Origin of the sequence: Vibrio sp. 10N.222.49.A3 (assembly GCF_041475145.1) — a bacterium.
Taxonomy (GTDB): Bacteria; Pseudomonadota; Gammaproteobacteria; order Enterobacterales; family Vibrionaceae; genus Vibrio; species Vibrio tasmaniensis_A.
Genome location: NZ_JBFRVM010000104.1, coordinates 1 through 26,156, shown reverse-complemented (window position 1 = coordinate 26,156; position 26,156 = coordinate 1). Strand labels below are relative to the sequence as shown.

21 protein-coding genes and 3 pseudogenes are annotated in these 26,156 nt (G+C 45.3%); 6 read left to right on the top strand and 18 right to left on the bottom strand.

The features are described from left to right. Window positions 1-71: 71 nt before the first annotated feature. From AB4589_RS17720 to AB4589_RS17700, 5 genes and pseudogenes are all read right to left on the bottom strand, one after another. Window positions 72-173, bottom strand: a pseudogene (locus AB4589_RS17720) (IS5/IS1182 family transposase); the annotation flags it as partial. 406 nt (window positions 174-579) lie between these two features. Then, window positions 580-810: pseudogene (locus AB4589_RS17715) on the bottom strand (aspartate aminotransferase); the annotation flags it as partial. Between the two features lie 80 nt (window positions 811-890). Then, window positions 891-1,358, bottom strand: coding sequence for an OsmC family protein (locus AB4589_RS17710; RefSeq protein ID WP_371710396.1), 468 nt, complete (start codon window positions 1,356-1,358; stop codon window positions 891-893). 29 nt (window positions 1,359-1,387) lie between these two features. Further along, window positions 1,388-1,780 (bottom strand): GFA family protein, encoded by a 393-nt coding sequence (locus AB4589_RS17705; RefSeq protein WP_371710395.1) that lies wholly within the window; start codon window positions 1,778-1,780, stop codon window positions 1,388-1,390. Window positions 1,781-1,893: 113 nt separating this feature from the next. Next, on the bottom strand, window positions 1,894-2,823 hold the full coding sequence (locus tag AB4589_RS17700; RefSeq protein WP_371710394.1) for a LysR family transcriptional regulator: 930 nt from the start codon (window positions 2,821-2,823) through the stop codon (window positions 1,894-1,896). 114 nt (window positions 2,824-2,937) lie between these two features. Between AB4589_RS17700 and AB4589_RS17695 the strand changes: the two genes are divergently transcribed. From AB4589_RS17695 to AB4589_RS17685, 3 genes are all read left to right on the top strand, one after another. Beyond that, complete coding sequence (locus AB4589_RS17695; RefSeq protein ID WP_371710393.1) at window positions 2,938-3,621, top strand: SDR family oxidoreductase; 684 nt, start codon at window positions 2,938-2,940, stop codon at window positions 3,619-3,621. Between the two features lie 83 nt (window positions 3,622-3,704). Next, window positions 3,705-4,862 carry an MFS transporter gene (locus tag AB4589_RS17690; protein ID WP_371710392.1) on the top strand — a complete coding sequence of 386 codons (1,158 nt, stop codon included), beginning with the start codon at window positions 3,705-3,707 and terminating at the stop codon, window positions 4,860-4,862. A gap of 103 nt (window positions 4,863-4,965) precedes the next feature. After that, window positions 4,966-6,054 carry an alkene reductase gene (locus tag AB4589_RS17685; RefSeq protein WP_371710391.1) on the top strand — a complete coding sequence of 363 codons (1,089 nt, stop codon included), beginning with the start codon at window positions 4,966-4,968 and terminating at the stop codon, window positions 6,052-6,054. A gap of 296 nt (window positions 6,055-6,350) precedes the next feature. On the opposite strand, the gene rlmJ is transcribed toward AB4589_RS17685, so the two are convergent. From rlmJ to AB4589_RS17620, 13 genes are all read right to left on the bottom strand, one after another. Next, window positions 6,351-7,217, bottom strand: coding sequence for a 23S rRNA (adenine(2030)-N(6))-methyltransferase RlmJ (rlmJ, locus tag AB4589_RS17680; protein WP_371710390.1), 867 nt, complete (start codon window positions 7,215-7,217; stop codon window positions 6,351-6,353). A 232-nt stretch (window positions 7,218-7,449) separates the two neighbouring features. Then, window positions 7,450-8,388, bottom strand: a complete 939-nt coding sequence (gene secF / locus AB4589_RS17675; protein ID WP_017098826.1) for a protein translocase subunit SecF — start codon at window positions 8,386-8,388, stop codon at window positions 7,450-7,452. Between the two features lie 2 nt (window positions 8,389-8,390). After that, window positions 8,391-10,190 carry a protein translocase subunit SecD gene (gene secD, locus AB4589_RS17670; protein ID WP_372101313.1) on the bottom strand — a complete coding sequence of 600 codons (1,800 nt, stop codon included), beginning with the start codon at window positions 10,188-10,190 and terminating at the stop codon, window positions 8,391-8,393. A gap of 272 nt (window positions 10,191-10,462) precedes the next feature. Next, a complete protein-coding gene (locus AB4589_RS17665) occupies window positions 10,463-10,945 on the bottom strand; it encodes a hypothetical protein (RefSeq protein WP_029405832.1) in 483 nt (160 codons plus the stop codon). Window positions 10,946-11,244: 299 nt separating this feature from the next. Continuing rightward, the gene (locus AB4589_RS17660; protein WP_372101311.1) at window positions 11,245-14,025 is read right to left on the bottom strand and encodes a M16 family metallopeptidase; all 2,781 of its coding nucleotides are present in this window, start codon (window positions 14,023-14,025) and stop codon (window positions 11,245-11,247) included. Window positions 14,026-14,351: 326 nt separating this feature from the next. Beyond that, window positions 14,352-17,114, bottom strand: a complete 2,763-nt coding sequence (locus tag AB4589_RS17655; RefSeq protein ID WP_371710387.1) for a M16 family metallopeptidase — start codon at window positions 17,112-17,114, stop codon at window positions 14,352-14,354. 212 nt (window positions 17,115-17,326) lie between these two features. Continuing rightward, window positions 17,327-18,193, bottom strand: a complete 867-nt coding sequence (locus AB4589_RS17650; RefSeq protein WP_372101309.1) for a LytR/AlgR family response regulator transcription factor — start codon at window positions 18,191-18,193, stop codon at window positions 17,327-17,329. 72 nt (window positions 18,194-18,265) lie between these two features. Further along, window positions 18,266-19,300 carry a sensor histidine kinase gene (locus AB4589_RS17645; protein ID WP_371710385.1) on the bottom strand — a complete coding sequence of 345 codons (1,035 nt, stop codon included), beginning with the start codon at window positions 19,298-19,300 and terminating at the stop codon, window positions 18,266-18,268. After that, complete coding sequence (locus AB4589_RS17640) at window positions 19,300-20,592, bottom strand: hypothetical protein (protein ID WP_372101307.1); 1,293 nt, start codon at window positions 20,590-20,592, stop codon at window positions 19,300-19,302. The genes AB4589_RS17645 and AB4589_RS17640 overlap by 1 nt, the downstream gene beginning before the upstream one ends. Window positions 20,593-20,601: 9 nt before the next feature. Further along, a complete protein-coding gene (locus tag AB4589_RS17635; protein WP_193835426.1) occupies window positions 20,602-21,384 on the bottom strand; it encodes an outer membrane lipoprotein-sorting protein in 783 nt (260 codons plus the stop codon). Then, entirely contained in the window at window positions 21,377-22,675 is a 1,299-nt protein-coding gene (locus AB4589_RS17630) for an ABC transporter permease (protein ID WP_372101305.1), read from the bottom strand. Before AB4589_RS17630 ends, AB4589_RS17635 begins: the two co-directional genes overlap by 8 nt. Next, a complete protein-coding gene (locus AB4589_RS17625; RefSeq protein ID WP_041473190.1) occupies window positions 22,663-23,361 on the bottom strand; it encodes an ABC transporter ATP-binding protein in 699 nt (232 codons plus the stop codon). The genes AB4589_RS17630 and AB4589_RS17625 overlap by 13 nt, the downstream gene beginning before the upstream one ends. Window positions 23,362-23,427: 66 nt before the next feature. Continuing rightward, window positions 23,428-24,108 carry a hypothetical protein gene (locus tag AB4589_RS17620; protein ID WP_269335331.1) on the bottom strand — a complete coding sequence of 227 codons (681 nt, stop codon included), beginning with the start codon at window positions 24,106-24,108 and terminating at the stop codon, window positions 23,428-23,430. A gap of 353 nt (window positions 24,109-24,461) precedes the next feature. Between AB4589_RS17620 and AB4589_RS17615 the strand changes: the two genes are divergently transcribed. The 3 genes and pseudogenes from AB4589_RS17615 to AB4589_RS17605 all read left to right on the top strand — a co-directional run. Beyond that, a complete protein-coding gene (locus tag AB4589_RS17615) occupies window positions 24,462-25,028 on the top strand; it encodes a LysR family transcriptional regulator (RefSeq protein WP_372101303.1) in 567 nt (188 codons plus the stop codon). Next, window positions 24,994-25,392 carry a hypothetical protein gene (locus AB4589_RS17610; protein ID WP_228607470.1) on the top strand — a complete coding sequence of 133 codons (399 nt, stop codon included), beginning with the start codon at window positions 24,994-24,996 and terminating at the stop codon, window positions 25,390-25,392. The genes AB4589_RS17615 and AB4589_RS17610 overlap by 35 nt, the downstream gene beginning before the upstream one ends. Before the next feature lie 220 nt (window positions 25,393-25,612). Next, a pseudogene (locus tag AB4589_RS17605) lies at window positions 25,613-26,156 on the top strand (hypothetical protein); the annotation flags it as partial.

The window sequence follows — 26,156 nt, the reverse complement described above, 5'->3', positions numbered from 1 at the left end:
AAATACAGGCTAGAAATAACAAGATTCTTGGACGTACCATCGCGCCAATCGGCTTTGCTTTGCGCTCAGCCACTTATCACCTCTTCATCAATCCAAAAAGACAGAGACCCGCAGTTAATGAGTGATTGGCTGTATTGCTTCCAGTTGATTGTTTTGTGACGATGTTTAGGCATAGGGCTATGAGAGGTAGTGGACGTAGCTGAACAGATCGTAGGTTCATGATTTAGTTCCACTGAATTACGCAACAAAGCCAATAACAGTAATAGATCAAAACTGCCGAGCTCGGTCAAGATGGTGCCGTTTTTTTACTGATAAATGAACGCTGGATAATACTATTTTAATTATTAAATTGGGGGGCGGAATGACGGATACAATATCGCCTTTCTAAAGTCAGATTTCACTGTTATTTCGTTTTACGAATGGCCCTGAATTCCTAAAAGGTGTGGTGACTTTTTAGTAGTGTGATCCATTTTTCACCCCAACCCCTTTTAATATGGGCGACTTTACCTAATAATATAAAGCCTTAGAGAAAGCACAAATTATGCAAGCGTTTAACGAAGTGGCCCTGTCTCCCTCAATCCAATCCCACACACCACGCTCAACCAAGCGATTAAGCTCTTGAGTGATCGGTTCCGCTACCTTAAAGTCCATATCGGCAACCCAATATGGGAATACATCGGTGGTGTTGTAAATGCTCTCTAGCATCTCTGGTTTGCTTTTGATAAACGCATGTTCACCGTAATTCGATGCACTGTTAAACGCTGTCATGGAGGGTTCCTCAAATAGTGTGTTTGGTTCTTTTGCAATCAACTGGATTGCCTGAATACCCTTAAGACGATGACAAGGCTCAAAAGACGAAGCTTCCTGAGAAATCTTGTGACTAATTTAAATTAATCTCGCATCTCGACCACAATTTCAGTCTTGACCGAGTTCGCGATAAAGCAGTTTTTGTGCGCTAAATGATGCAGTTTGTCGAGCTGTTTGGCAGTTGGTATCTTAATGCCCGAAAACACAATGTCAGGTCGCAGAGTCACCTTAGTGACAGATGAGCGGCCTGATTCATCTTTCTCAAGTACACCAATCGCATCATCCACATAAGAGTCGATCACATACTTCTGCTTTGCAGCAATGCCCAAAAACGTCAGCATATGGCAGCTAGAAAGTGCCGCAATAAAGGCTTCTTCAGGATCAACGTTGGCCTCAACTGAAAACGGCAGTGGCACAACATGAGGAGAAGACGAAGCAGGTACAGTGATACCACCATCGAACTCCCACGTATGAGCGCGACTGTATTGGTTGTCGCTAAAGGCTTCATCTTCCACTTTTTGCCAGCGAATGACCGCTCCATATTCAGACATAATTAATTCCTTTTATATTGTGTAACGACTTAGCGGTCAGCAGGATGATTAACGCCATCATTGGTCACCACATCACCAATATCAAACGGGTTTACCCCTTCCAAACAACCGATGTTAAAACCGTATTCATTTGGGCTTGAGCGGCGTTGGTGATGGGTATAGATACCGCAGTTTGAGCAGAAGTAATGCTTCGCGGTGTTGGTATTGAATTGATAAAGCTTAAGATGCTCAGCGCCTTTCAAAATCTTAATACCATCCAACGCCAAAGAACCCACAATTGCCCCTCTACGACGGCAGATAGAACAGTCACAACGGCGCGGTTTTTCTATTCCGTTAGGTAGGCTGAGCTCTAATTCAACCGCACCACAATGGCAAGTTGCCTTATGAAAAGGTTTGATAACCGTATCTCCGACGATTTTCATTTTTATCTCCAATCACATCCTTATGTTGGTCGTATCATAACCAGTTCAATGTCCTCTGTCCGTAGCCGGGTGTTGAGTTCGAGATATCTGTCATGCGCTGCTTCTCGGCTAATCTAACTAGACTTTTCAACCAAATCGCCAAAGCGTTCAAACAGAAAATCCAAAAACAGCCGGATACGCTTAGGCTGATATTTCTTGCTGATGTACACCACATTCAAATCGGCGCTCGACACCGACATCGCGGTATTGAAGTTTTTCATGTAGCCATTAAGCAGAGTAACAAGGCGTTGGTTATTGATGTCGTCTTGCACATCCAACACCGATTTAAGCGCAATGCCCTCACCTTTTAATGCCCAGTAGCGAATCACTTCGCCATCGTCTGAAAATCGCTTCGGCACAACCGTCACCGACTTCTTCATATCATTGTCTTGGAAGTGCCATGTCTTGAGCTCTTCATTGCTACGCAGCATGGCTAAACAGTCGTGTTCGACCAAATCTTGTGGTGTTAACGGTGTTCCATGTTTAGCAAGATACTCAGGAGAAGCGCACAACACACGTCGGCTTGGTGATAAGCGTCTGGATATCAAACTGCTGTCGACCAGTTCACCATAACGAATCACGATATCCATGCCAGATTCAGCAATGTTCGAGAGGTTATCGTTCAAATACAGGTAAGGAATAACGTCCGGATACTGCTGGCAAAACTCCGAAAGAATAGGAAGAATGTACTGCTTTCCGATGTCTTTTGGCGCGGCAATTTTTAGCGAGCCTTTGACTTCTTTTACGCCATTTTGAATCAGGTTTTCGGCCTCACTGACGTTGTCTAAAATCTCCAAACATGCCTTGTGATACAACTCCCCAGAGTCGGTCAAAGACACATGACGCGTGCTTCGATTCAACAACTTCACACCATATCGCTCTTCCAACGCCTGAAGCCTTGCTGTCATGGTCGCAGGAGAAAGCCCTAACTCTCGCCCCGCCGCAGCTAACCCATGATGCTTAACAATGCTCACGAACATCGTCATATCTGAAAACTTGTCCATCCACCTCTCCTACTATTCAGTTAATCCGAATAATGATTTTATATTTTAGCCAATTATCAAATTTAGTCGAATAAATATAATGAACCATCAGCAAAACACGCAGGAATTCAGAACATGAACAACGAAATTACAAACCAAGAAAAGCACACATTCGTCATCATTGGTGGAACATCAGGTATCGGCAAAGCATTAGCAATGCAATTGAGAAACGAAGACAACACAGTACACATTGCCAGCCGACACACCGGCGTTGATATCAGCAATGAGACATCGGTTTGTGAATACTTCGAATCGATCGGTGCATTTGATCACTTGGTGATAACCGCGGGGTCATACGCTCCCGCAGGAAAAGTGACAGACGTTGCTATCGCAGACGCAAAAGCAGCATTTGATACCAAGTTTTGGGGAAGCTTAAACGTAGCTAAGCACGCCGCACGTTACATGACTCCAAACGGCTCAATCACGCTAACCACGGGCATGCTGTCGCGCAAAGTGGTTGCTGGTACTTACGTAAAAACCGCGATTAATGCCGCACTAGAGAGCGTAACTAAGGTGCTTGCCAAAGAGCTATCACCGATTCGAGTCAACGCCGTCAGCCCCGGCCTTACCATGACTGAAGCTTACAAAAACATGGACGATTCAGCCCGTTCAACCATGTACGACAACGCCAAAAACAACCTACCAGCAGGCAAAGTCGGAGAGGCTAAAGATATTGCAATGGGCTATCTATTCGCGATTAACAACCCATACGTAACGGGGTCAATCATCGACATCGATGGCGGTGCTCTACTCGGCTAACACTCCGCAAAGAAACAAAGAACAATCGTTAGGGCGTGTATGTAAACGTCCTAACAAACAAGAATTAACACAGGTACTTCACTATGAAACCAGAAGCGATCTATAAAGAAAAGATCCCATTCCAAGTTTGGATACTGACACTCGCAGCTTTTGCCATCGGCACCGCTGAGTTTGTTATTGCAGGCATCCTTCCACAAATTGCCACATCCCTTTCGATCACCGAAGGTCAAGCCGGATACCTAATCAGTGCTTACGCATTGGCTATCGTTATTGGTGGCCCGATCTTAACCATCTACCTCGCACGTTTTAACAAGAAGATGGTACTGATTGGCTTAATGGCTTTGTTCATCATCGGTAATATCTTGTCAGCCTTAGCTCCTAGCTACCCACTTCTACTTGCAAGCCGCGTTATCGCAGGCTTAGTGCAAGGCCCTTTCTATGGCATAGGTGCCGTTGTCGCGACCAATTTAGTGTCTGAGAAAATGGCAGGTCGTGCTGTTGGTCAGATGTTTGCTGGCTTAACGCTCGCTAACGTTCTTGGGGTTCCCGCAGGTACTTGGGTGAGCTTGCAATTCGGTTGGCACACCACCTTCTATACTGTGGCGGCACTTGGCACGATTGCGATGATTTCTATCCTGACATCTATCAAATCAACGGGTCACAGCGAAGCGAGAGACATCAAAACTCAGCTGTTGGCGTTCAAAAATCCAATGCTGCTTATCAGCTTGGCGATCACCGCTTTTGCTTGGTCTGGCTTCATGACGCTTTACGGCTACCTTGCACCTATCGCCATGCACATCACGGGTTACGGTCAAGAATCAGTAACTTGGATCTTAGTGATTGTTGGTGTCGGCTTAATCATAGGTAACACCTTGGGCGGACGCTCTTCAGATAAAAACCTAGGCAAAGCTTCAATGTTTTGGGCTGTCGCAATGATCGTGTCATTGGTGGTGGTTGGCCTTGTGGTAGACAACAAAATCCTATTCGTTGCAGCTGCATTTGTCTTTGGTATTGCATCATTTGCGAACGTTCCTGCTATGCAGCTTCGAGTAATGAACCACGGTGGCGAAGGCCAAGAGCTAGCAGCAACCGCGAATATCTCAGCGTTTAACTTGGCCAATGCCTTCGGTGGCTTCTTAGGCGGCATGGTACTCGACAGCCAACTAGGCGCAGGAATGATTCCATTCGCAGCCGTTGTTGTCCCAGTGATTGGTTTGTTGCTTATTGCAAAAGCCAACTGAGCTGAAAAGCCACAAAACGACTCTATCTTCAGCCCTGCGGAATCGAAATAGTGACCACCGCACGCTAAATCAATCAACACATGACCGACACAAGGTAAATACCATGAGCAAATTATTCGAAACAGCAGAACTCAAAGATCTAGAACTACAAAACCGTGTGGTTATGGCGCCCATGACACGCGCTCGTACAAGCCAACCTGGAAACGTGCCAAATGAAATGATGGCGACTTACTACCAACAACGAGCGAGTGCTGGACTCATCATCACTGAAGCGACACAAATCTCAGATGACTCTCAAGGATACTCATTCACACCCGGCGTTTACACACGCGAACAAGTGGAAGGTTGGCAAGGTGTCACCTCTGCCGCTAAAGAACAAGGCGCTGCGATATTCTGCCAACTATGGCATGTGGGGCGCGTGTCTCATCCAACCTTCCAAAAAGGTGAACTGCCAATCGCGCCTTCGGCACTGGCTCCGGTAGAAACTCAGGTTTGGATCTCTGATGAGAATGGAAACGGAAACATGGTGGATTGCATTCAACCAAGAGAAATGACCCAAGCAGACATCGATCGTGTTGTTCAAGATTTTGCTCACTCAGCGAAAAAAGCACTCGAGGCAGGGTTCAACGGAGTGGAAATCCACGGTGGTAATGGCTACCTCATCGATCAATTCCTAAGAACCAATTCAAATAAGCGCACCGACAACTATGGTGGCAGTCGTGAGAACCGACTTCGCTTTCTAATTGAAGTCGTGGATGCGGTAATTGAAGCGATTGGTGCTGACAAAGTGGGCGTACGTTTAGCCCCATTCATCACCTTCAAAGACATGAACTGCCCAGACATCGTACCAACGATTTTAGAAGCGTCAAAGGAACTGCAAGCTCGAAATATCGCTTATCTGCACCTATCAGAAGCCGATTGGGATGACGCGCCTGTGATACCTGAAAGCTTCCGTGTCGAACTAAGAGAGTTGTTCTCTAACACCATCATCGTTGCTGGCAGCTACACACCAGAACGCGCCGAAGAAGTGTTAAGCAAAGGCTACGCCGATCTCGTCGCATTCGGTCGCCCATTCGTTGCTAACCCAGATCTAGTTTCACGCCTACAAAACGGCAGTGAACTATCCGATCTCGACGGCGCCACTCTGTTCGGCGGCAACGAAAAAGGCTATACCGATTACCCAGCGTTGTAGTGGATTTTGAAGTGCTAACAATGCCTTAAGTTTTCTTTCAGGCAAAAGAAAGGCTCGCGTGACTAGTGCGAGCCTTATGCAGTTTAGGGGGTAAACCACAATCTGATATTAATTTGGGTAATTATTTAACTTATGAGCCAGTATGCACCTGTGCGCATTGATGTACTATTTTTATATGATTCATCGCGATAAATCAATCGATAAAAGTTAGAGTTTGGTCAATTTAAACCATACAGATTGAAATAATTTAGCGATCTACATCTCGAAAATCATCATAAAACCCATAAAAATCAGATCTATAGGCTTCTCATTTGCCAGTAGCCTTCACCATTGGTCGAGAGTTGGCTGTGTAAATAATCAAGCGTATCTGCGACTATTCCTGAAATGCCTTGTGGTGGGTTGAATAACAACAAACCACTGCCGATTAGGCGATCATCACCCTTAGGGTCTCGAAGGCGAAGCTCCGACTTAATCGGACTTGGCAGCAAACCATCTTTCACTGCAGTAACACAGTGATTCAGAATCAGTGAGCTCTTGTCATCCGTGTAAAGCGGGTACCAAATTAGTGCAGATACCTTATCAGATTGTTGATACGCCTTAACCAAGGCATCGATCACCGCGAGATATTCAGAATCGGTTTCATAGGGAGGATCGATAACAATCAGGTGATGATTATCGTGTTTTGCTACATCATCAGGCAGCGCTTTGAGCCCATCACCTGCGGTAATAGTGAGCTTGCTTGAAACATCAAAGTCACGTTGTAACTTCTCAATGTTAGTTTGCAGTAAATCAGCTTCATCTTGCTGAATGTCTGAAAAATAGAAACTATCTTGGCTGCGGCCTTGTTGGTAAGTGATGGCTGCTGAGCCCGGATAGAGAGAGATAAGTTGATTCGGGTTGTAGTATTCCAGCACCGACATAAAAGAAGCGAATGCTGGAGGAAGATAAGCTTTGTTTCGCCACAAGTACCCGACCCCTTCAGCGAATTCACCGGCGTGATTGCTTGGCGCTGTAGTGAGGTCATAACACCCTGTGCCTGAATGCGTGTCGATAACATTGAGGCGAGAGTGTTGCTGCATTAATGATTTAACCAGTGCACTCAATACTGGATGCTTGAGTGCATCACCGTGGTCGCCTACATGACATTGATGTCGATATTCCATTCCCTTGCCTCATTTCTACTGACGTCATATAAACATACTTCATATAATGAGGGCTTGCCTGCTCAATCCATTGTTTTTTGAAATAGCCTCTCTTTTAACTAACTGACTGACTCTTATAAAAAATAAAGCCCTTCGTCTTGCTACAAACGAAAGGCTTTGCTGAACTCACTCGTTAGTCAATGAGGACTAAGGCTGAGCGCTATCCAATTAGAAGACTTAAGCAATCAGGAAACTAAGGATACTCACCCTCAACTTCTACTACTGGTTTCACCTGATAGTGACAAGGCTGCAATCCAAGTAATTTAGGTAGGGTGATGCCTACTGAAATAGAGGACCACGTACCGCTGACAATACCCACAACGAGTGCAATAGCGAAACCTTGCAGTGCCGCACCACCCAGTAGCCAAAGCGCAGATACGGTGATTAGCGTCGTTCCTGAAGTCACCATGGTGCGTGAGAAGGTCGCTTTAACTGATTCGTTAAGCAGGTTGTCAGTATCACCGTTTGGATTGCCGCGCAGCATTTCACGAACACGGTCAGCAATGATGATCGAGTCATTCAATGAGTAACCCAAAATCGCCAACACGGCCGCTAATACAGTCAGGTTGAACTCAAACTGAGTAAAGGCGAACAAACCTAAAATAAGCGTCACGTCATAGATGATCGCGGCAAGCGCACCCAGAGCCAAACGCCATTCAAACCGTACACTCAGGTACAGCATGATCATTAGGAAACACACCAATACCGCCAAGCCACCTTGGTCAACCATGTCTTGACCCACTTGAGGCCCAACCACGCTGCTGTTAAGCACTTTTACTTGGTCACTTACCGATGACAAAGCATCCACTAAGTTTGGTTGTGGGGCGTCTGTCAGTTGGCTGTAACGAATCGTCCAGCGATCCTGCTCTGCCATACCGACCACTTGAACGTCTTGTTGGAAAGCCGTGTCGAGCTTGGTTTTTAACGCATCTTTGGTTACTTGATCAGAGAGTTGAACCTCGGCAACCACACCGCCAGTAAAGTCCAAACCCCAGTTAAAACCTTTCACTGCCACCAGCATCACAGAGCTCATGAACAGCACAATAGAAATCACAGACATCACCTTACGAAGGCGAGTCATATTGCTATTTGAAAAATAGCGGTCTGAAATAGTCATTTTTGAAGTACTCATGCTTAAATCCTTACATCGTGGCGTTGGTCACGCCCCCAAACCAAATTGATGATCGCTCGTGAAGCAAAAATACCCGTAAACATACTGGTTAGAAGACCTAAGCCCAGTGTCAGAGCGAAGCCCTGAATCGGTCCATTACCAATGGTATATAGAGCCACAGCAACGATCATGGTGGTGACGTTAGCATCGAAAATTGACGAGAATGCGCTATCGAAACCACGATCGATAGAGCTAGCAAAGCTGCGCCCTTCTTTCATCTTGTCTCGAATACGCTCGAAGATAAGCACGTTGGTGTCCACCGCCATACCAACGGTCAGTACTAAACCCGCAATACCCGGCAGAGTTAACACCGCACCCGGTAGCAGCGCAATCAAACCAAACAATGTGGTCATGTTAACCACCAATGCACAGTTCGCGACCCAACCTAAGCGGCGGTACCATAGCGCCATAAACGTTAGCGTAAGGCCAAGGCCAAGAGCCAAAGCAGCAAAGCCGTTGGTTACATTTTCAGCACCCAAAGATGGGCCAATAGTACGTTCTTCAATGATGGTCACAGGCGCAGTCAATGACCCCGCACGCAACAGTAACGCAAGCTCTTGTGCGTCTGCCAAGCTGCCAGCGCCTGTGATTCTGAAGCGGCTACCCAGTTGAGATTGGATGTTTGCCACACTAATCACTTCGCTGTCTTGCTTGCTGTTGCCCGCTCTATCACGGCTGTATTCGCTGTACACCGTTGCCATTGGCTTACCGATGTTATGACGTGAGAACTCAGACATTTTCTTACCACCAGAAGAATCCAGCGTAATGTTGACTTCTGCACTGCCCATCTCACCAATGCCACTGCGAGCATCGATAATATGCTCGCCACTCAACACTGCCTTGCGGTCGACTACCACACGGTTGCCGTCTGAATCTTTCAGGGTTTGAGTACTGCGAGTGGCATTGTCGTACACCGAATAGAACGCCAAAGATGCCGTTGCACCAATCACGTCTTTCGCAGCTGCAGGGTCTTGTACACCCGGCAACTCGATACGGATACGGCTTTCACCTTGGCGTTGAATCGATGCCTCCGTGATGCCTAGCTCTTCAATACGGCTGCGCATGATTTGCAGGTTTTGTTGAACCGTAAGGTTGCGTAGCGTTCTTTGCTCTTCTTCAGACTGAGTTAACGTTAGCGACTTGTCTGAGCGGTTACGTAGCCATTGTGGGAACTCTTGACGAATCAGCTTCTGGGCTTTTTCGAAATCGGCGTCGGTACGGAAATCAAACTGAACTTGGTTGTTCACCACTTTACCGCGGGCATAACGCACTTCGCTGGTGATCTCGTCGACCATCGCTTGAGCTTGCGCGTGATAAACCGGCTCCATATCCACTTCTAATAAGAACTGCACACCACCACGCAAATCAAGGCCTAACTGAATCGGCGCAAAACCCATGTCTGTTAGCCATTTAGGTGCTGCTGGTTCCATCGCTAGCGCAACCGTCGCGTTATCCAATAGGCGCTCATTCAGCACCTCTTTGGCTTTCGCTTGTTGTTCAGCATCTTCTAAGATCACGACTAAACGTTTGTCTTTTTGAAATGCAGATTTGGCTTGGATGCCTTCGCTCGCAAGGTATTGAGTAATTTGAGTCGCATCGATTGTCTGCTCAGAGCGATTGCTGATTTGAACCGATGCATTCTCGCCATACCAAGAAGGTAAAGCACTCAGAACCATGATGATAATGGTGGCGATAAGCACCGCGTATTTCCACTTTGAATAGTGGTTGATTTGTTTTCTTGGAATGCATTTTTTCACAGTCAAGATCTCTTCTTTTTACCAATCACCGTAAATACGTGCTCAAAAATAGCACCGGAAAAAAGCAGTGAACGAGCATTTTAACCGGCTAGGTTGACCAGTTATTTACTACGATTGGTATAACTAATGTTTTGCGAACACGATCGATAGCTGGAACCAGAACAAGCTGATTGAACGGTAGTGATGCTAAAGCTGATGTCGCTATGTTTGTCTTGGTTAACTGGCGAGTTCAATGGGCACTAGGCGACCATCGATACGACCAATTTAGGGTCAAACGATTAGCTAAGAAGTTCTCGGAAATGCGAGTATTGGATGTTGCCCTCTTTCCACCCCGAAAGCCGGGAAGACGGAGAACTCACAATACTGGTCCAGTGCAGCTTGGAATCCAACAACGGCGTGTTGAAGAGCAGGGAAGCCAGTATTGAGGGGGGAGAGAAGTCAATCAGTAGATGATAAGCAGGCTCAAGATCGGCCACGCTTTCTTGCTCGTTACTGAGCATACGTCTGAAGTTTGCAGCTTGGAGGCTCGACTCAGTGTCGTGATAGTTGGAACTGTCACCAGAAGGATCGGTGCCAAACTGAGCTTTGTTGCACTCGAAGTAGCTCGACGGGTTATCCGTAGCGGCTTGTTTACACTGTTTTATCGAGGAAGATTGTTCATTCTGTGAAGATTGCTCTTGAGCCGAATGAATTTGAAATGGCTTAGAAGGGAACGAATAGCCGTTAGAGTTCACTAAGCCAAAGCTCAGTAAAAACAACATTAAGACTAATCGGGTACCTAATTTAAGCAATCTAATATCCAAACAACATTCTCGTAGATCGTCAATCTACAATACAAATGAAACGCTGTCTTGATTTAAAACATTTTTTTAGAAAATGATACGATGCAACCGATTAGGCACTCACGGCATTTAGATTTATATACCTCAAAAAGAGCTCAACAAAGCTTGGTGCATAGATATTATGAATGGTGTAAAAACAAGAAAGCCAAGCGGTGTGCGCTTGGCTTTGGGTTAAGTGTTTCTGTCTGCTTTAGGCTTTAGGCTTTAGGCTTTAGGCTTTAGGCTTTAGGACGCATGATGTTCTTAACCTTACGGCTATTTTCACCAAAGATGCGTTGGACAAGTTGATTCATATCTTCACGAGAAATTGAGTTAACCGTCGCTTTCACGTTAAACAAGGCTTCTACACCATAGTCGTGCAAAAGATAACGAGACACGAACCATGCTTGATCAACAACACTAGTATCTAAAGGCGTAAAGTCCGCTTCTAGTTGCTTGCCTGCCGCTCTAATCTCATCATTTGATACGCCCTTCAGAAGGTCTCCAATCACTTTATCAATCGCGACCTCTATCTTATCGGCATTTTTAGGGTCGATCAGCGCACCAATAAACCAGTCATGGCTTGTATCACCATCTTGCGATACACAGTAAGCATAAGGTGAGTAATCTAGACTTAAATCTTCACGTATGTACGCGTCTAAACGAGTAACAAGCAGGCGTTGCAGCATGTCTTCCATAAAGATATCTTTCGCCGTTTGCCCTCTTACTATTCCAGTTTGCTCGGAAGGCTCCGCAATGACTCTTAGCATGTACTCAGTGCTATTAGCCGTGTTGACCGACAAATCAATACGCGCTTTAGATGGGTGCTTGTACGCGACGTTAAAGTCAGGCACAACGGCTTTTTCCAATGGAATAGAAGCCAAGTACTGGCGAACCAGAGGTTTCAGTTCACTTGGATCAATGTCGCCCACAATAACCAGCTGATTATTTCGGAATTGACCAAACAACTGCTGATGAACGCTCTTTATCTCTTCAACAGAAACCGTTTCCACACTTTTACTATCGAGCAACACATGATCACTGTCCGCTTGATAGGTATTTTGGTTCATTGCATATCCGAACTGACCAGTAGGGCTTGCTAAGTAAGAATCTCGATTTTGAATGAATTCTTGCTTAACCGCCTCCAGTTGCTCTGGCGATACCTTGACTGATGTAACGATCGCGTTGAGTGCAGCAAAAGTTTCCGCTAAGCCATTACTGGTAAGCTTAAATTCGACGCCATGGTGAGTAAAATCGATAAACGGATAAACCTGAATATCTTCACGATCCAAATGCGCATTAAGCTCCGTTCCTGAAAAACTGCCAACACCACTTCTACCGATAGCAGCAAGAGCTAACTCTGACGCTGGATATAACTTAGGATCGAGTGCTGCCATACCACCTAAGCTTGTGTAATAAATACCTATGTCATCGCCTGCAAGATAGTCACGCATATACCACATATCGATACCATTGCTAAGCGTCCACTTTTGAACATATGGGTCTACATACATCTGTTCCACTAACTCAATATCGCCTTGCGAACTAGGAACAGCAAAAGCACTGCTGGTCACCGAAAACAACGGTTTGACACCCTTTTCGCTATAAGTTGCTTTCAAGCTCTCGATGGCTTGGGTAACCGCAACTTTATCTTCACTTTCATTCATACCAACCACTACGAAATAGTCGCTAGAAAGCAAAGCCTTAATATTGGCATTAATCACATCAAGATCGAGATTTGCGACAAACTCTTCAAGGCTCGCTTCATAGTCTCGTTGTGATTGCACGATTTGTTCGTTCACTAAAGCCGTCGCTTTCTGGTTAGCGTGCTGTACGCTGTCCATATTGTCCCAATCGATCTCAACATTATCGAGTAAGTCTTGATAATAATGCTGTTCGCTAATTATCTCATTTTCAGAGACGCCATAATCACGCAGAGATGCCAATGTGGCGATTAGCTCCTTTTGAGTCACCTCACGAGCGCCGACAGGAAAGCCAACATCCACCAATGAATAGCGCTGATATTCCATAGAATAATGTTTGGAACTTATCCATTGAGTTGGCAAAGCCGCATCATTGAACTTGGTATTAAGTCGCTGCCTGATCAGTTGTTGTGCTGTCTCATCAAGCCAAAGTTGATGCTGTTGCGCGCGAGTGTCTACCGCACTTGCCCCTCGGTTGATCATCAAAGAGATACTTGGCGCTTCCGATTCTGCATACTCAATATAATCACCTTCATTAAAGGTGGTAATTCTTTGTTTTACTGGCTTGGGAGTTTGTCCTCGCTGCCAATCTGAAAACTTCTGTTCAATTAATGGAATGACGGTTTTTGTGTCAATGTCACCGGAGACAATCACCTCAACGTTCTGAGGTTGATACCAAGTCTGATAAAAGTTATTTAGCCCTTGGGAAGTCGCGCTGAGTACAGACTCTTTAGTACCAAGTGCATCTTGGCCTTCATACTGACCACCCTCAATGAAGTGGTCTAAAAACTGTTCTGCGAATGGCTTGTCGTCTAAGCGTGCATAACGGAACTCACCAAGAATCACACCTTTCTCTTTTTCGACTTCTGAACTTGATAGGTCCAGAGCATCACCAATGTCTCGCATCCACGTCAGGGCAGACTGTAATTGGACATTGTCAGGTAAATCTAATTGATACACAGTTTCTTGGTAAGAAGTGTAGGCATTGATATCAGCGCCAAAGCTAGCGCCTGCATCTTCGAATAGACGAATCACGTCATTTTGAGAGAAATTTTTACTGCCATTGAATGCCATGTGCTCCAAAAAGTGCGCATAACCTTCTTGTTGGTCAGTCTCTTGGAACGAACCCGCGTGCACAACTAAACGAACAGATACGGATTCTTCATGATCTGGATAAACGTGGTAGGTAAGGCCATTTTCTAGCTGACCTGATGTCCATGCCGGATCCGGCTGGATTAAGGTTTCGGTGATACTTGATGTTGAACTACAGCCAACCAAGGTGAGGCATACAGCCGCCGCTAAATAATATGTTTTCATAACAACCTCTTAATGTCATTCATCGACAATATACAGATTGAGTTAACGATTATTATTTAATATTGAACCGGATGAGTATCTTTGTGATCTAGATCTTTATTTTATAAATTGCACTCAGTTATATAAGGCGCAAATTACGAGCATTTAAAAGTCAGTAACTAGTTTAAAAGTGACAAGCTTGAAAGTGATGAATTAAAAAGTAACGAGTTTAAAGACTAACCCTAACCCAAATAAAAAAGCCAAATGACGGTGCATTTGGCTTAGGTTCGATATCTTAGATTTAAGGTTGAAAGCGACTTTTCTACAAGGTCACTCTCTCAATGGGCTTAACTTTTTGGCCTTAACAAGTTCTTCAACTGGTAGCTGTTATCTCCAAAAATTTCTTTAGCATACTCCGTCATATCTTTACTAGAAATTGAATCTGTCGTTCCCTGTAAGTCAAACAGTGCCTCAACACCGTAGTCATGAATTAAGTAACGTGAAATAAACCAAGCTTGTTGAGTAGGCTTATATTGAAGTGGCGTGAGGTCAGCCACTAGCTGTTTAGCAGCGGTTCGAGTCTCATCTTCAGAAATGCCTTTAACGGCTTCAGCAATAACTTTATCAATCGCCTGTTCAACCTGATCTAAGTTTTCAGGGGCTGTTAAGGAGCCCACCAACCAGTCGTAACTTGGCTCACTGTCTTGAGCGACCGAATACACGTAAGGTGCATAATCCAAGCCTAACTCTTCACGAACATAAGCCGTTAGGCGACTCGACAATACGCGCTGCAGCATATCATCCATAAACACATCTTTTGCTGTTTTATCCCGAGCTTGCTGGGAAATTACACGCAGCAAGTACTGACTGCTGTCTTCATTGTTGATCGATACATCTATTCGCTCTTCTGAATCCGTTTTATAAGCCACCTCATAATTAGGAGATTCAACCGCTTCTAGTGGCAATGAAGCAACATATTGGCGTACGAGGGGCTTAATTTCAGATGGCTTAATATCAGCAACGATGACAAGCGTATTGTCTCTTAACTTCTGAAAGAGTTGATGCTGTATATCAAGTATATCTTGAGGTGTAACAGCTTCAACATCTTCACTTTCCAACATGATATGACGACTACTATCTTGATAGCTGTTGCGATTCACCATCTGGGTAAACTGTCCCAATGGGGTTTCTAGGTAGGCAGTACGACCTTGCGTGAATTCAGACTTCACTGCCTCAAGCTGATCGCTGTCGATTTTAGGTTCGGTCACAATGGTATACAGTGCAGCCAAGCCTTCTGCGAGCGTCTTCTTCTTAGTGTTTATTTCCAACCCGTGATGAGTGAAGTTAATGAAGGGGTAAATTTGGATGTCTTTACGTTTCAAATGGGAATTTAATTCCGAGCCACTGAATTTACCAACGCCACTGCGATTCGAAGCTGGAATTGCCACCTCTAGCGCAGGAAATAAAGAAGGATCTAGGGCTGACTTACCACCTTCACTGGCATAATAAACGCCAACATTATTACCCACCTCAGGGTTTCGTAAATACCAAACCTCGATACCATTGCTCAATGTCCATTGCTGTAAGTTAGGATCCTCACTCACCTGAATTTGTTTCACAATGTCGCCTTGAGATTCTGGCACGCTAAACGCAGAACTTGCGGTAACGAGCAGTGGTTTGTTACCCGTCTTTTTATAGGCTTTTCTGACATCTTTTAGCTCATTCTCCATGGCTTGAAGATCTTCCTTAGAAGATAAACCTAACCCCAAAATGTAAGGGCTAGAAAGCAAATCATCTAAGTTATCATTCACGGCCTCGAGATCCGTATTCGCAAGAAACGTTTTCAAACTCGACTTATAATCAAGCTGTGATTGAACGGGTTGGTTAATCACCAATGCTGTCGATTTACCATCAGCATGAGCCACAGCATCCATTTGATCCCAGTTTAGTTGAATATCGTCAAGGTTTGCTTGGTATTGCTGAAGCACACTCGCCAACTCATATTCACTTACGCCATAATCACGCAAAGAGGCGAGAGTAGAAACAAACTGCTGCTGACTTTGCTCTCGGCTACCAACAGGAAAACTGACCGTAGTAATCGAATACCTTTGGTACTCTAATAAGTAGGGTGTTGAAAAAACCCACTGCACAGGTAACGCAGCGTCAACAAAGTCAGAATTCAACCTTTGTTGGATAAGTTGTTGAGCAATATCATCTAACCAAAGCTGATGTTGTTGCTCATGGCTCTGTGTCACTCTTTCCCCACGATCAATGACTATCCCGATGCTCGGAGGCTCGACACCAGATCCATACGCCACAAAATCTTGAGTATTGTAATCCACTGACGTGTTCTTCACGGGAACCGGTGTTGTGCCTCTTTGCCAATCAGAGAAAGTGTCTTCAATCAAAGGGATCACTTCTGCCAGTGTGATATCACCAGAGACAATCACTTCAGTTAACTGAGGTTGATACCAAGTTTGGTAATAGTTCTTTAATTCTTGAACATTCGCATTAGAAACGGATTTTTTATTGCCGATGGGATCGTTACTTTGGTAAGTCGTCCCTTCAATCAGATGATCGTAGAACTTAAACGAGAGGGGCTTATCTTCAACTCGCGTGTATCGAAATTCCCCAAGTATCACACCTTTCTCTTTTTCAATTTCAGCTTCGGACAGCAATAAACCATCGCCAATGTCTCTAAACCAAGCCAGCGCTTTATCTAGGTTCTTATTGTCAGGCAGATCTAATTTATAGAGGGTTTCTTGGTAAGAGGTATAAGCATTTAAGTCTGCACCAAAGCTGGCACCAGATTGCTCAAATAGCTCGACCACCTCATTTCCTGAAAAGTTCTTGCTGCCATTAAACGCCATATGCTCAACAAAGTGGGCGTACCCTTTCTGTTGTTCGCTCTCTTGCAAAGATCCGGCATGCACGAGTAAGCGTACCGAGACCGGTTGTTCTTGGTCAGGGTAGACATGGTAGGTTAATCCGTTATCTAACTCTCCTTTGACCCAGTATGGATCGGATTTCAATAACGTTTGTTGTTGAGGAGTAGAGCTGCAACCTAGCAATGTGGAGCTCAATACGACGACTAAATAGTATGCTTTCATAACGATCTCTTTGAAGGGCTTTCCTCCAATATATCCGATCGCAATAGCATAATAATTTTATATAAATTCAGTCATTTAAATTTTGAGAGACAATCTGAACATGCATGAAACTGTCAACTTTATAAATTACACAAGCTGATAGTCATAGGTTATAGATCGGGTGATTTCACATCCCTTAAAACTGATTTATTAAATTCCCTTAAACAGGTTTCTCACATCCCTTTAAAAAGAGCTTGCGAGGCACGGCTGATCGGTAACTTCTCTCCTGACACATAAGCCGACATCTGACCGGACAGCCCTTTCTTCACCTTATCAATAGCGGATACTTTAACCACCACCGAGCGGTGGATCTGCCAGAACTCATCAGGGTTAAGCTGCGCTATCAACTCTTTTAGTGACACACGAAGAATAAACTCCTCTAGCGAGCCGCCTTGGCCCTTTTTAAATATAGACACGTACTTGCCTTCCGCTTTGAAGTAAGCCACATCATCGACTGCGATTAGGTGGATGTCTTCCCCAACACTGGCTTTGAGCCACGTTAGATGTTTCTTCTGCTGTTGGTAAAGGGGCTGCGATAGATAAGGAGGCTGCGTTTGCTGTGACGTCGATTGTGATAACTGTTGAAGTTGAGCCATTAACGCCGTGATATCGGGCTGTTCTGGCGTAATACCTGATTGTGTTTGATTGCTCGACAGACGTACTTGAACCTTCTGACAGGTAGCGAGTAGACGCTCTTCGTTGATTGGCTTCAGCAGGTAATCCATAGCATTGTATTCAAAGGCTTTAACTGCGTATTCGTCATAAGCCGTAATGAACACAATCAATGGCGGCGAATCTAGCTTGTTGAGTTGTTTCGCTAGTGATATTCCATCCAGCTCAGGCATACGAATATCGAGAAAAGCCACGTCGGGCTTAAGCTGCTGAATACTCTGCATCGCCTCCAAACCGTTTTGTGCCTTACCGACGATCTCTAACTCCGGCCAAACCTCAGCCAAACTCTTGTCGAGATGGTGCCTTAACAGTGCTTCATCGTCTGCGATAATCGCCGTTACGCTCGGCTGTATTGCTGGGTTGTTCATGGTTAGTCCTTTAAATTCACACTGTAAATCGTCTATTTTTCGTCACTGTTCTGTGCTTTCTGGTCTGTAATTCTAAGCGGCTGCGTCAGTCAGTGGTAACAAGATCGTAGAGACTACCCCTCCCTCAGCTTGTTCAGTAATCGTTAGGCTCGCCTTATCGCCATAAAGGGTTTCAATTCTTTGACGAATATTGCTTAACCCAACACCATGCCCCGTATTCGCAGAGGGCGTTTTCAACCCAGCGCCATTATCAGCCACTTCAATTTTTAGCTGCTGGGATTGTTGAGTAATACGAATATTCACTTGGCCACCAGCGGCTTTGGGTTCAATACCGTGTGTGAGTGCATTCTCGACCAAGGGTTGAATCAAGAACGGTGGAATCACCTGCAATTCACTAATCTCGTGTGTTTCAATCGAGAACGTTAAGCGCTCCCCCAAGCGTATCTTTTGGATATTAAGATAAGCGTCTAACAAGTCGACCTCTTGTGCGATGGTCGATTGCTCGGTGCGGCTGTTTTTCAAAGTCACACGCAGCAAGTCAGTCAACTTTTCGAGCATCAGTTTAGCTTTAGCGCTATCACTCTCAATCAACACATTGATGGTCGCAAGTGTGTTGAACAAGAAGTGCGGTTCAATTTGGCTTTGCAGTTGCTTAAGCTGACTCAGCACCACAACCTTCTCTTGATCGGCCTGACGACGCTTGGCCACTTCCAATTCGTTATCAGCGCGTAGTTGTTGCTCTCGGGTATAGAAGTAGTAATAACAAACCGAACAGAAGATCACACCGAGCAAGACTACGGATTTAAGGTCAGAGATATTGGCTCCAAAATATCCGTTCAACCAATAGTGCGCGTTCAAGGTACCAAAGGTCATCGCGAACACCATTGAGATACCCACTTCAAGCGTTCGTGATGTCCTCTTGAACAACTTCACTAGGATGAAAGAAGAACCCACTGCGCTGTAACCAAAACCAAAACTGATCGCGAGGTTAACCACAAGGTCTCCGCCCCAAATCGTTTGAGTGGTGATAGCAATGACGAAACAAAACAGAGTGGTCAGCGTGAAGCTTTTAATCCATGAAAACTGACTGTTTGAAGAAGTGTTCATTAAAATCGTCCTTTGATATTTAAAAGAATCATATGACTATCGGGTAAGTTGGCGTAAGCAGAATCACTTTTACCGCCTAGAAAGCGTGCAGCAAGTTCCAAATCCAACGATGAATGGCCATTATCTAACGCCTGATAGTTGAGCCACTGGGTAGCAATAAAGCCGCCGTCTTGAGGAGACAACATGACGTCGAATGTCGGCGTGATATCTTCGAGCCAGCCATGTGTCGAATCCAAAGACCAGTGAAACATAATGTTGTGTTGAACCAAATTGGCGTGTTGATAACCTCGCGCGTAAGAACCGGCCAGTGATGCTGTCATCGGATTAACCGACAAAGACTCGGCACTTTCTATTGCGCTTTGCCACTCAGAATTACTCCACGCTCGGCTATCAAACCAGTATTCCAACACCACATTGTGGCCGGTGTCATTGGCCCACGTAAGTCCTGCCAACGCCTGATAAGCCTCGCCCTGCTCTTCAAGATAAACCGGTTTAAGCATTGAATCAGGCTGGCTGTATCCAAGGCTTTGTCGTTGATAGACCACCGAGCCGTGAAACTCCCACGCGAGGTTTAATACCGACACTAAACTCGCCCCAAGTAAGCCGTGACGTACATCGTCATAATAAGCGACCCACTGATACTCATGGTCACCCACTAGGTTGTAACGACGTAACCCAAATCCTTGTTGCTGGTTCTGCTTTTCGAATTCATTTACGTCTTGAGAAGTCCATGACGAATCGCTGTAAAGCAGTGTCCATTCTCCCGTCATATCGAACAGTGACGCCGAGGCCACACCCGCGCCCTCTTCTGCGACAATGCCTACCGGGTTTTGTCGATAAGGCTTGATGATGTCTAAAGGTCGGTAGCCATAACCCACGCCCCAATCAAGGCGAACCTTGCCGAGCGTGACATCAAGATAGTAGTCACCGAACGCTGAATTCGACAGCTCAACTCCACCTTGCCAGAACAACTCACGCACAATGAATTCCGATTCGAAGCTCGCGTCTTGTTCTTGAGGGTTATTGCTTAGAATATCATTGGCTTTCACTGCAAACAGACCAAGCCAATTGCCATATCCAACCTCAAGATCCAGCAAGCCATTGAATGACTGACGATTATTAGATGGTAAGGGGCTGAATGGCGACTCTCGCGATTCAACGGCTTCTGCACTGAGTTGCCAATCCCACGCCAAGTTCAGATCGTCCGCTTGAATCGTGTTACTCACACAAGACAAAGCAAGCAAAGTAGCGATTGAAGACTTGATGTGGAATCGGCGATTGGAAGCTTTCATGACACCCACCTAAAGCCCAGACACACTGTTACGCGATAAGTAAGCAGGGTTGTAGTATTTGTCTTCCAAGCTTTGTTCAATCACTTCGCGATACTCAATCACGGTTTTCTTGCTTGGTTGAATCTTATCGAGCAAGGTCATCGACACAACGGTTGGTAATCCATCTCGCACGCCTTCGGTAAACCACGCTTGCTTCGCCAGTTTTCCCGAACGCAGATACATATCCGCTTTAACTGGGAATGCTCGATCTGCCGTTAACCACAGATCAATCGATTGATAGCTGGCACCCTTGGTTTTCGCCGCAAGCTTTAGGTGATGGGTATTTAGTGTCTCGCCAGTCGGCATCTCAACCTGTTGCTCGGCAACCCACTCCCCTTGGTAGTCTTCGCTCCACGTCAGCGTCGAGATATCCCCTACCGAGGCTTCGCCCAATAGCTTTTGCATCGGTGTGATACGAATTGGTCGACGAGATTTCGGCATCAACAACCAATAGTTATCTTCAATCATCAGCATCTTTTGCCCAGTCTCGACGGCTGATTTAAAGACCACTAGTGACTCTCGGTTTGGCCTTGTGTAGACGTTGTATTCACGGGTTTTGTCCAGTTGCTCGTCTTGATACAGCGCCACCACAGACACTACCTTAGAGGCTTGTGCGCTGTTCAAGCGGTAGCTATCTGCCTTGGCGATCATCTCAGTGACTTGTTGTGAATCGACTGCCCAGCTTGGTGTCGATGCTAGAACCAAAACCAATACAGAACCTAAAACAGTGAGTAAACGAGTAAATTTATACATAAACCAGCGCCTCCGTGATTGGCTTATTCACGCCTTTGCGAGCAGAGAAATAAGCAGCCAACAAACATATCGTCAGCACACCTAAAGTGGCGTAACCAACTAATTCCAATGAGAAGTAAATATTGAGTGGGTAGCCCTCGGTTCTGCCGGGAGGTGGCGGCATTTGTATATCAACCACCAGCAGTAACACCGACACTAAACCACTCACTAACGCGCCGATCGCGCTGCCAATCACAGCCAGTAATCCCGCCTCTTTTAAGAAGCCCACCACGATTTCAGAGGGGTAACTGCCAAGTGCCGACAAGGTGCCAATTTCACGAGTGCGCTCGGTCACCGACATGGTCATAGTGTTAAACAGCGACACGAACACCACCAACGCCATCACAGCGCCCATGATGCCGAAGATCCGGTCGTAAAGATCTTTAACCTTGGTGTAGAAAAACGCGCGATCTTGCCACGGAGTGATCTCGATCTCTGTGCCTTGATCGTTTTGGCTAGCGCTATTTCGATCTAAAGCAGTTTGGATACGCTGTTGAACGGTCGAGGTCTTGTTGGTTTCAAATAGGAACACCGACAAGGTACTGACTTTGTCTGAGGCCAAAAGCTCTTGAGCAGTGGTGATATGAACATACAGTTGACGCTTATCCAGCTCAGGCACCCCTGTCGAGTAGATGCCCTGCACCTTAAAATCAAAGGCATTCAAAGCGCCATCACTAGTAGTCGCAAGCAGTGTAACCCAATCACCAACGGCAACTTTGAGGTTACGAGCAAGGTCAGTTCCCAGCATCACTTGTGGCTCTTGGCTGTCGTATCTTGGAGATCTCACATCCGACAGGGTTTGCCCGCTGCGCACATCAAGGAATGGTCCTTTCATGTCGAACTCACGCTCATTAACGCCCGTTCCCATAAAGATGGTCGACTTACTGCCGTTAGAAACCAAGCCGCTGAAGTAGACTCGTGGTTGAACGCCACGCACATCACTGTCACCAATAATGCTCTTGGTGAGCGCTTGAACATTATCGAGACCATTGCTCAGCGGCATGTCTTCATCTTGCTCAAAATAACCCGGTGTGCTCAAAGTAAGATGACCAGTATCGCGCGCGGTCGATTCCCTTAAGGATTCGTAGGTGTAAAGCCCATAGCCACCCGCACTGGTGAGTGCAAATACGGCAATCGCGATGATCAAGACCGACAACAAACTACGGCGACCATTTCTTAATAGATTAAGCCACGCTAAGCGAACCGACGTAGGAACCAGAACAGTGCTCAACCCTTGTGTTAGCTTGCCCATGAGATCGCCTCCGTTGCTGTAGTTTGCGGAGCCAGTTGGCCATCGATTAACTCAATCACTCGGTCACAACGCTGCGCCATTCTTGGGTCGTGCGTTGCGACGATAAAAGTCGTGCCCATTTCGTGGCCGAGCTCTTTCATGATATCGATCACAAGGTTGGCGGTGTGGCTGTCTAAGCTAGCGGTCGGCTCATCGGCAATCACCAAGCTTGGGTTATGGATAAGGGCTCTAGCTATCGCGACACGTTGTTGCTGGCCACCTGAAAGGTTGTCTGGTCGGTGATGAACGTAATCCCCTAGCCCAACACGCTCTAACATGTCTTGCGCTCTGCTCTGCTGTTCTTGCTTAGAGCATTGGTTCAACATCAATGGGTAAGCGACGTTCTCAAGCGCCGTCATCACAGGAACCAAATTGAAGCGCTGAAACACAAAACCCAACGACTGACGACGAAAACGCGCAGCGGCGATTTGCTCTGTCGGATACGGCTGGCCATCAATGTTAATCTGCCCTCGATAGTCCATATCCAACAAACCCAAAATATTCAAAAGTGTGCTTTTGCCAGAACCCGACGGGCCACACAGCGCCACCATTTCACCGCGCTGGATATGTCCATCGACCCCGTTTAATGCATCAACACGTTGACCGCCCGTGACATATGCTTTGCCGATATTTTTAAATTCAATCATTCCTTTGTCCTCCACTGACCCATAATTTTTAAGCGTTCGCAGTTGTTAATGAGCTTTAGTAAACCGCTATTTGGCTTTCGCTATTAGGGCCTTCGCTGTCATGGTCTCGATGTTTCCGGCATCGGTGTTTTCCATTTTTTCAAGCCACACCTGTGCTTGCTCGAAGTCTTCAGCACGAATCGATGCGGTAATGGCGTAACGGTAAATCCACGATGTCGCAGCGAAATGTTGTTGTTGAAAATCATCTTCCGCAAGTAACGAGAGGAAAAGGTCATAACCACGATCGAAATGGTTAAACATGTCTGGTAGAGAGGTGTAAGTCACCGCAGCCATGGCGCGAGTTAGGTAAGAATCTGGTAGCCCTTGAACACGAGGTTGCTCATGAATTGGTTGGTCTTCGTCTTTCAGCAGCACCAGTGATTTATCAATGGTTGATAAGCCTTTCTCCACATACTTCATCTTGTTCCAAGGTAAGAACGCATCACGCCCCATCAGGGTTTCTGTGCTTCCTAAATAAACTAAAGTCAGTGGCGTAGCACCATCTTGTTGTAACGTGTCATTCAGGCGTTCGTAAGCCACCTCAACCAGATCTTCATTGCCTTGCGCGGCTTGATTGTAGATATCAAGAACGTCTGAACTTGGGTTAGCCTGCGCCAAAGTGGGTGCGAATGAAACAAGTGCAATCAGTAATGAACGCTTAAGCAGAGAAGTGGTAAAGCCTGAATTAAATGAGTGTAAAGTAGTCATAATTTCTAATCCCTTTCAAATGTTGACGTTGAAAGGTTAACTAGAATTTGTCATGCCGTTTTATCAATGCGACGAATGGTAATTACCAGGAGTGAATGGTTGAGAGGCGGTGTGAGTGGGCAGAGAAAAATGAAAAGGCCAGTATCTCGCATTTTCAATTAACTTAAAAAATGCTGCGGGCGATTTTAAGCGAAGTGCATAACGAATTTAGCTCGATTAAATTATTAATCAAACTGCTTTTCAGCTATCTTAACTACTTAATTGACAATAACGCGTTTAACAGATAATACTCACAACACGCCCTCGTTATGTTCAATTGCCATTTCGTTTTATACAAATATTAAGGGGCAAGAATGGCCAAAGACTTTTACAATAATTTGGATTTGAACCTGTTACGCACTTTCCTAGTTATTTACCAAGAAAAAAACCTTCAAAGAGCATCAACACGCCTTCATGTATCGGCCCCTGCACTAAGTAAGTCACTCAATCGACTACGTCATCATTTTGATGACCAATTATTTTTAAAAGTACCTAGAGGGTTAAGCCCGACACCATTCTCTGACAACCTGGCACAAAAGATCGCCCCAACCTTCGACACTTTAAATAATAACATCAAGTCACTTCAAGAATTTGCACCGAGTGATCTTAATGGAAAACTCACAATTGCGATCTCTCCATTTCTATTACACGCAATAGGGAAAGATCTCTTTACTGAAATTCATCAACAAGCTCCTAACGTTGAACTTCATTTAGTTAACTGGTCAAAGAGTTCTCTAGAAGATATTTCTATAGGCACAAGTAAACTCGGCATCAATTACGACCTTCCATTATCTAGGATAAGATATTGCGTGCCAGTTGATAACCAAAGACCAGTTTCGAGTCTATGTGAGGAAAGATCACCCCATTCAAGATCGCATTGAGTTTTCCGATGTTCAAAATTACCCAATTGCGACGCTTATCGCTGCCGATTGGAACTTAAAAGAATCCTTTGCTGAAAAGATTATTCGAGAGGTTGACATAACACTTCAACCGAACATCGTTTTCCGTTCGGAGCTCCCATCTGCGATCTTGGAAACCATTTCTGAAACCAACATTTTATTCCCTTCAACAGGGTATATTCATATCGAACGATACCCAAACCTTAAAGCCTTGAGCCCTATAGATACAGAGCAGAACTTAGTAAAAGACATACTGGTCTATTACCCAATAAAAGATAAAAATGACCCAACGCAACAATGGCTGCTAAGTATCATTACCCAGCTTCTCGAAGATTGGGATAAATAACCTATTTACGGTATCTGTGTAAGCAACCTCTTGAGGAAAGATGCCTTTGCGAACCACCTTGCAATCAAAACATCGCTATTAACCATTGGTTAATAGCGATGTTCCTTTTGGCCATTAGCACAAAAATCCGGCACCCATTATTCTCTTCATCAACGGCAAGAGCGCCAACTTAACCGCATAGACGCGTAACTAACGTTCAAACTCTTTGAGAAGCTAATTAATGAAAAAAACCATACTAGCCACAACTATTCTTTCAATGATTTCATTCGGAACATTGGCACAACAAGTAAATGTTGTTGAAGCAAACAAGCAAACTAATGCTTTGATCGAAAATCAAATTTCAGCAATTGACGCATCGGTTCTAGCCCAGCTTGAAGCACAAGAAAGCTCTGTCGCTGTTGTCGATGGCAACTTATATCAGAAAGACAGTGAAGGCGGTTGGGCAATGGTTGGCGCGACCTCTGCGGCATTAGTTGCAGGATTATTCAGTGGTTCTTCAAGCAACACATCGGGCTCGAACGGTTCAGACTTACCTGGTAACTTACCTAATATTGACGCTGTTAACCCAGTAGAAAATACACCAGCAAACCCAATTGAAGCAACGCCAGACGCTGACAATGGCCGTCAAGTTGACCAAATTGCAGAAAACATGTGGCAAGTATCGACTCACGGTGAAGTCGATGGCTACTTGAGCATTGAAAACGGCACGGTTTACGTTCGTGATAGCGACCACAACCTTGTAACTGAATGGAAACCAACACTAG

Coding starts and splice junctions, on each gene's coding strand:
- AB4589_RS17710 (WP_371710396.1), bottom strand. CDS start 1,358: ATGTCTGAATATGGAGCGGTCATTCGCTGGCAAAAAGTGGAAGATGAA.
- AB4589_RS17705 (WP_371710395.1), bottom strand. CDS start 1,780: ATGAAAATCGTCGGAGATACGGTTATCAAACCTTTTCATAAGGCAACT.
- AB4589_RS17700 (WP_371710394.1), bottom strand. CDS start 2,823: ATGGACAAGTTTTCAGATATGACGATGTTCGTGAGCATTGTTAAGCAT.
- AB4589_RS17695 (WP_371710393.1), top strand. CDS start 2,938: ATGAACAACGAAATTACAAACCAAGAAAAGCACACATTCGTCATCATT.
- AB4589_RS17690 (WP_371710392.1), top strand. CDS start 3,705: ATGAAACCAGAAGCGATCTATAAAGAAAAGATCCCATTCCAAGTTTGG.
- AB4589_RS17685 (WP_371710391.1), top strand. CDS start 4,966: ATGAGCAAATTATTCGAAACAGCAGAACTCAAAGATCTAGAACTACAA.
- rlmJ (WP_371710390.1), bottom strand. CDS start 7,217: ATGGAATATCGACATCAATGTCATGTAGGCGACCACGGTGATGCACTC.
- secF (WP_017098826.1), bottom strand. CDS start 8,388: ATGAGTACTTCAAAAATGACTATTTCAGACCGCTATTTTTCAAATAGC.
- AB4589_RS17665 (WP_029405832.1), bottom strand. CDS start 10,945: ATGTTGTTTTTACTGAGCTTTGGCTTAGTGAACTCTAACGGCTATTCG.
- AB4589_RS17660 (WP_372101311.1), bottom strand. CDS start 14,025: ATGAAAACATATTATTTAGCGGCGGCTGTATGCCTCACCTTGGTTGGC.
- AB4589_RS17655 (WP_371710387.1), bottom strand. CDS start 17,114: ATGAAAGCATACTATTTAGTCGTCGTATTGAGCTCCACATTGCTAGGT.
- AB4589_RS17650 (WP_372101309.1), bottom strand. CDS start 18,193: ATGAACAACCCAGCAATACAGCCGAGCGTAACGGCGATTATCGCAGAC.
- AB4589_RS17645 (WP_371710385.1), bottom strand. CDS start 19,300: ATGAACACTTCTTCAAACAGTCAGTTTTCATGGATTAAAAGCTTCACG.
- AB4589_RS17640 (WP_372101307.1), bottom strand. CDS start 20,592: ATGAAAGCTTCCAATCGCCGATTCCACATCAAGTCTTCAATCGCTACT.
- AB4589_RS17635 (WP_193835426.1), bottom strand. CDS start 21,384: ATGTATAAATTTACTCGTTTACTCACTGTTTTAGGTTCTGTATTGGTT.
- AB4589_RS17630 (WP_372101305.1), bottom strand. CDS start 22,675: ATGGGCAAGCTAACACAAGGGTTGAGCACTGTTCTGGTTCCTACGTCG.
- AB4589_RS17625 (WP_041473190.1), bottom strand. CDS start 23,361: ATGATTGAATTTAAAAATATCGGCAAAGCATATGTCACGGGCGGTCAA.
- AB4589_RS17620 (WP_269335331.1), bottom strand. CDS start 24,108: ATGACTACTTTACACTCATTTAATTCAGGCTTTACCACTTCTCTGCTT.
- AB4589_RS17615 (WP_372101303.1), top strand. CDS start 24,462: ATGGCCAAAGACTTTTACAATAATTTGGATTTGAACCTGTTACGCACT.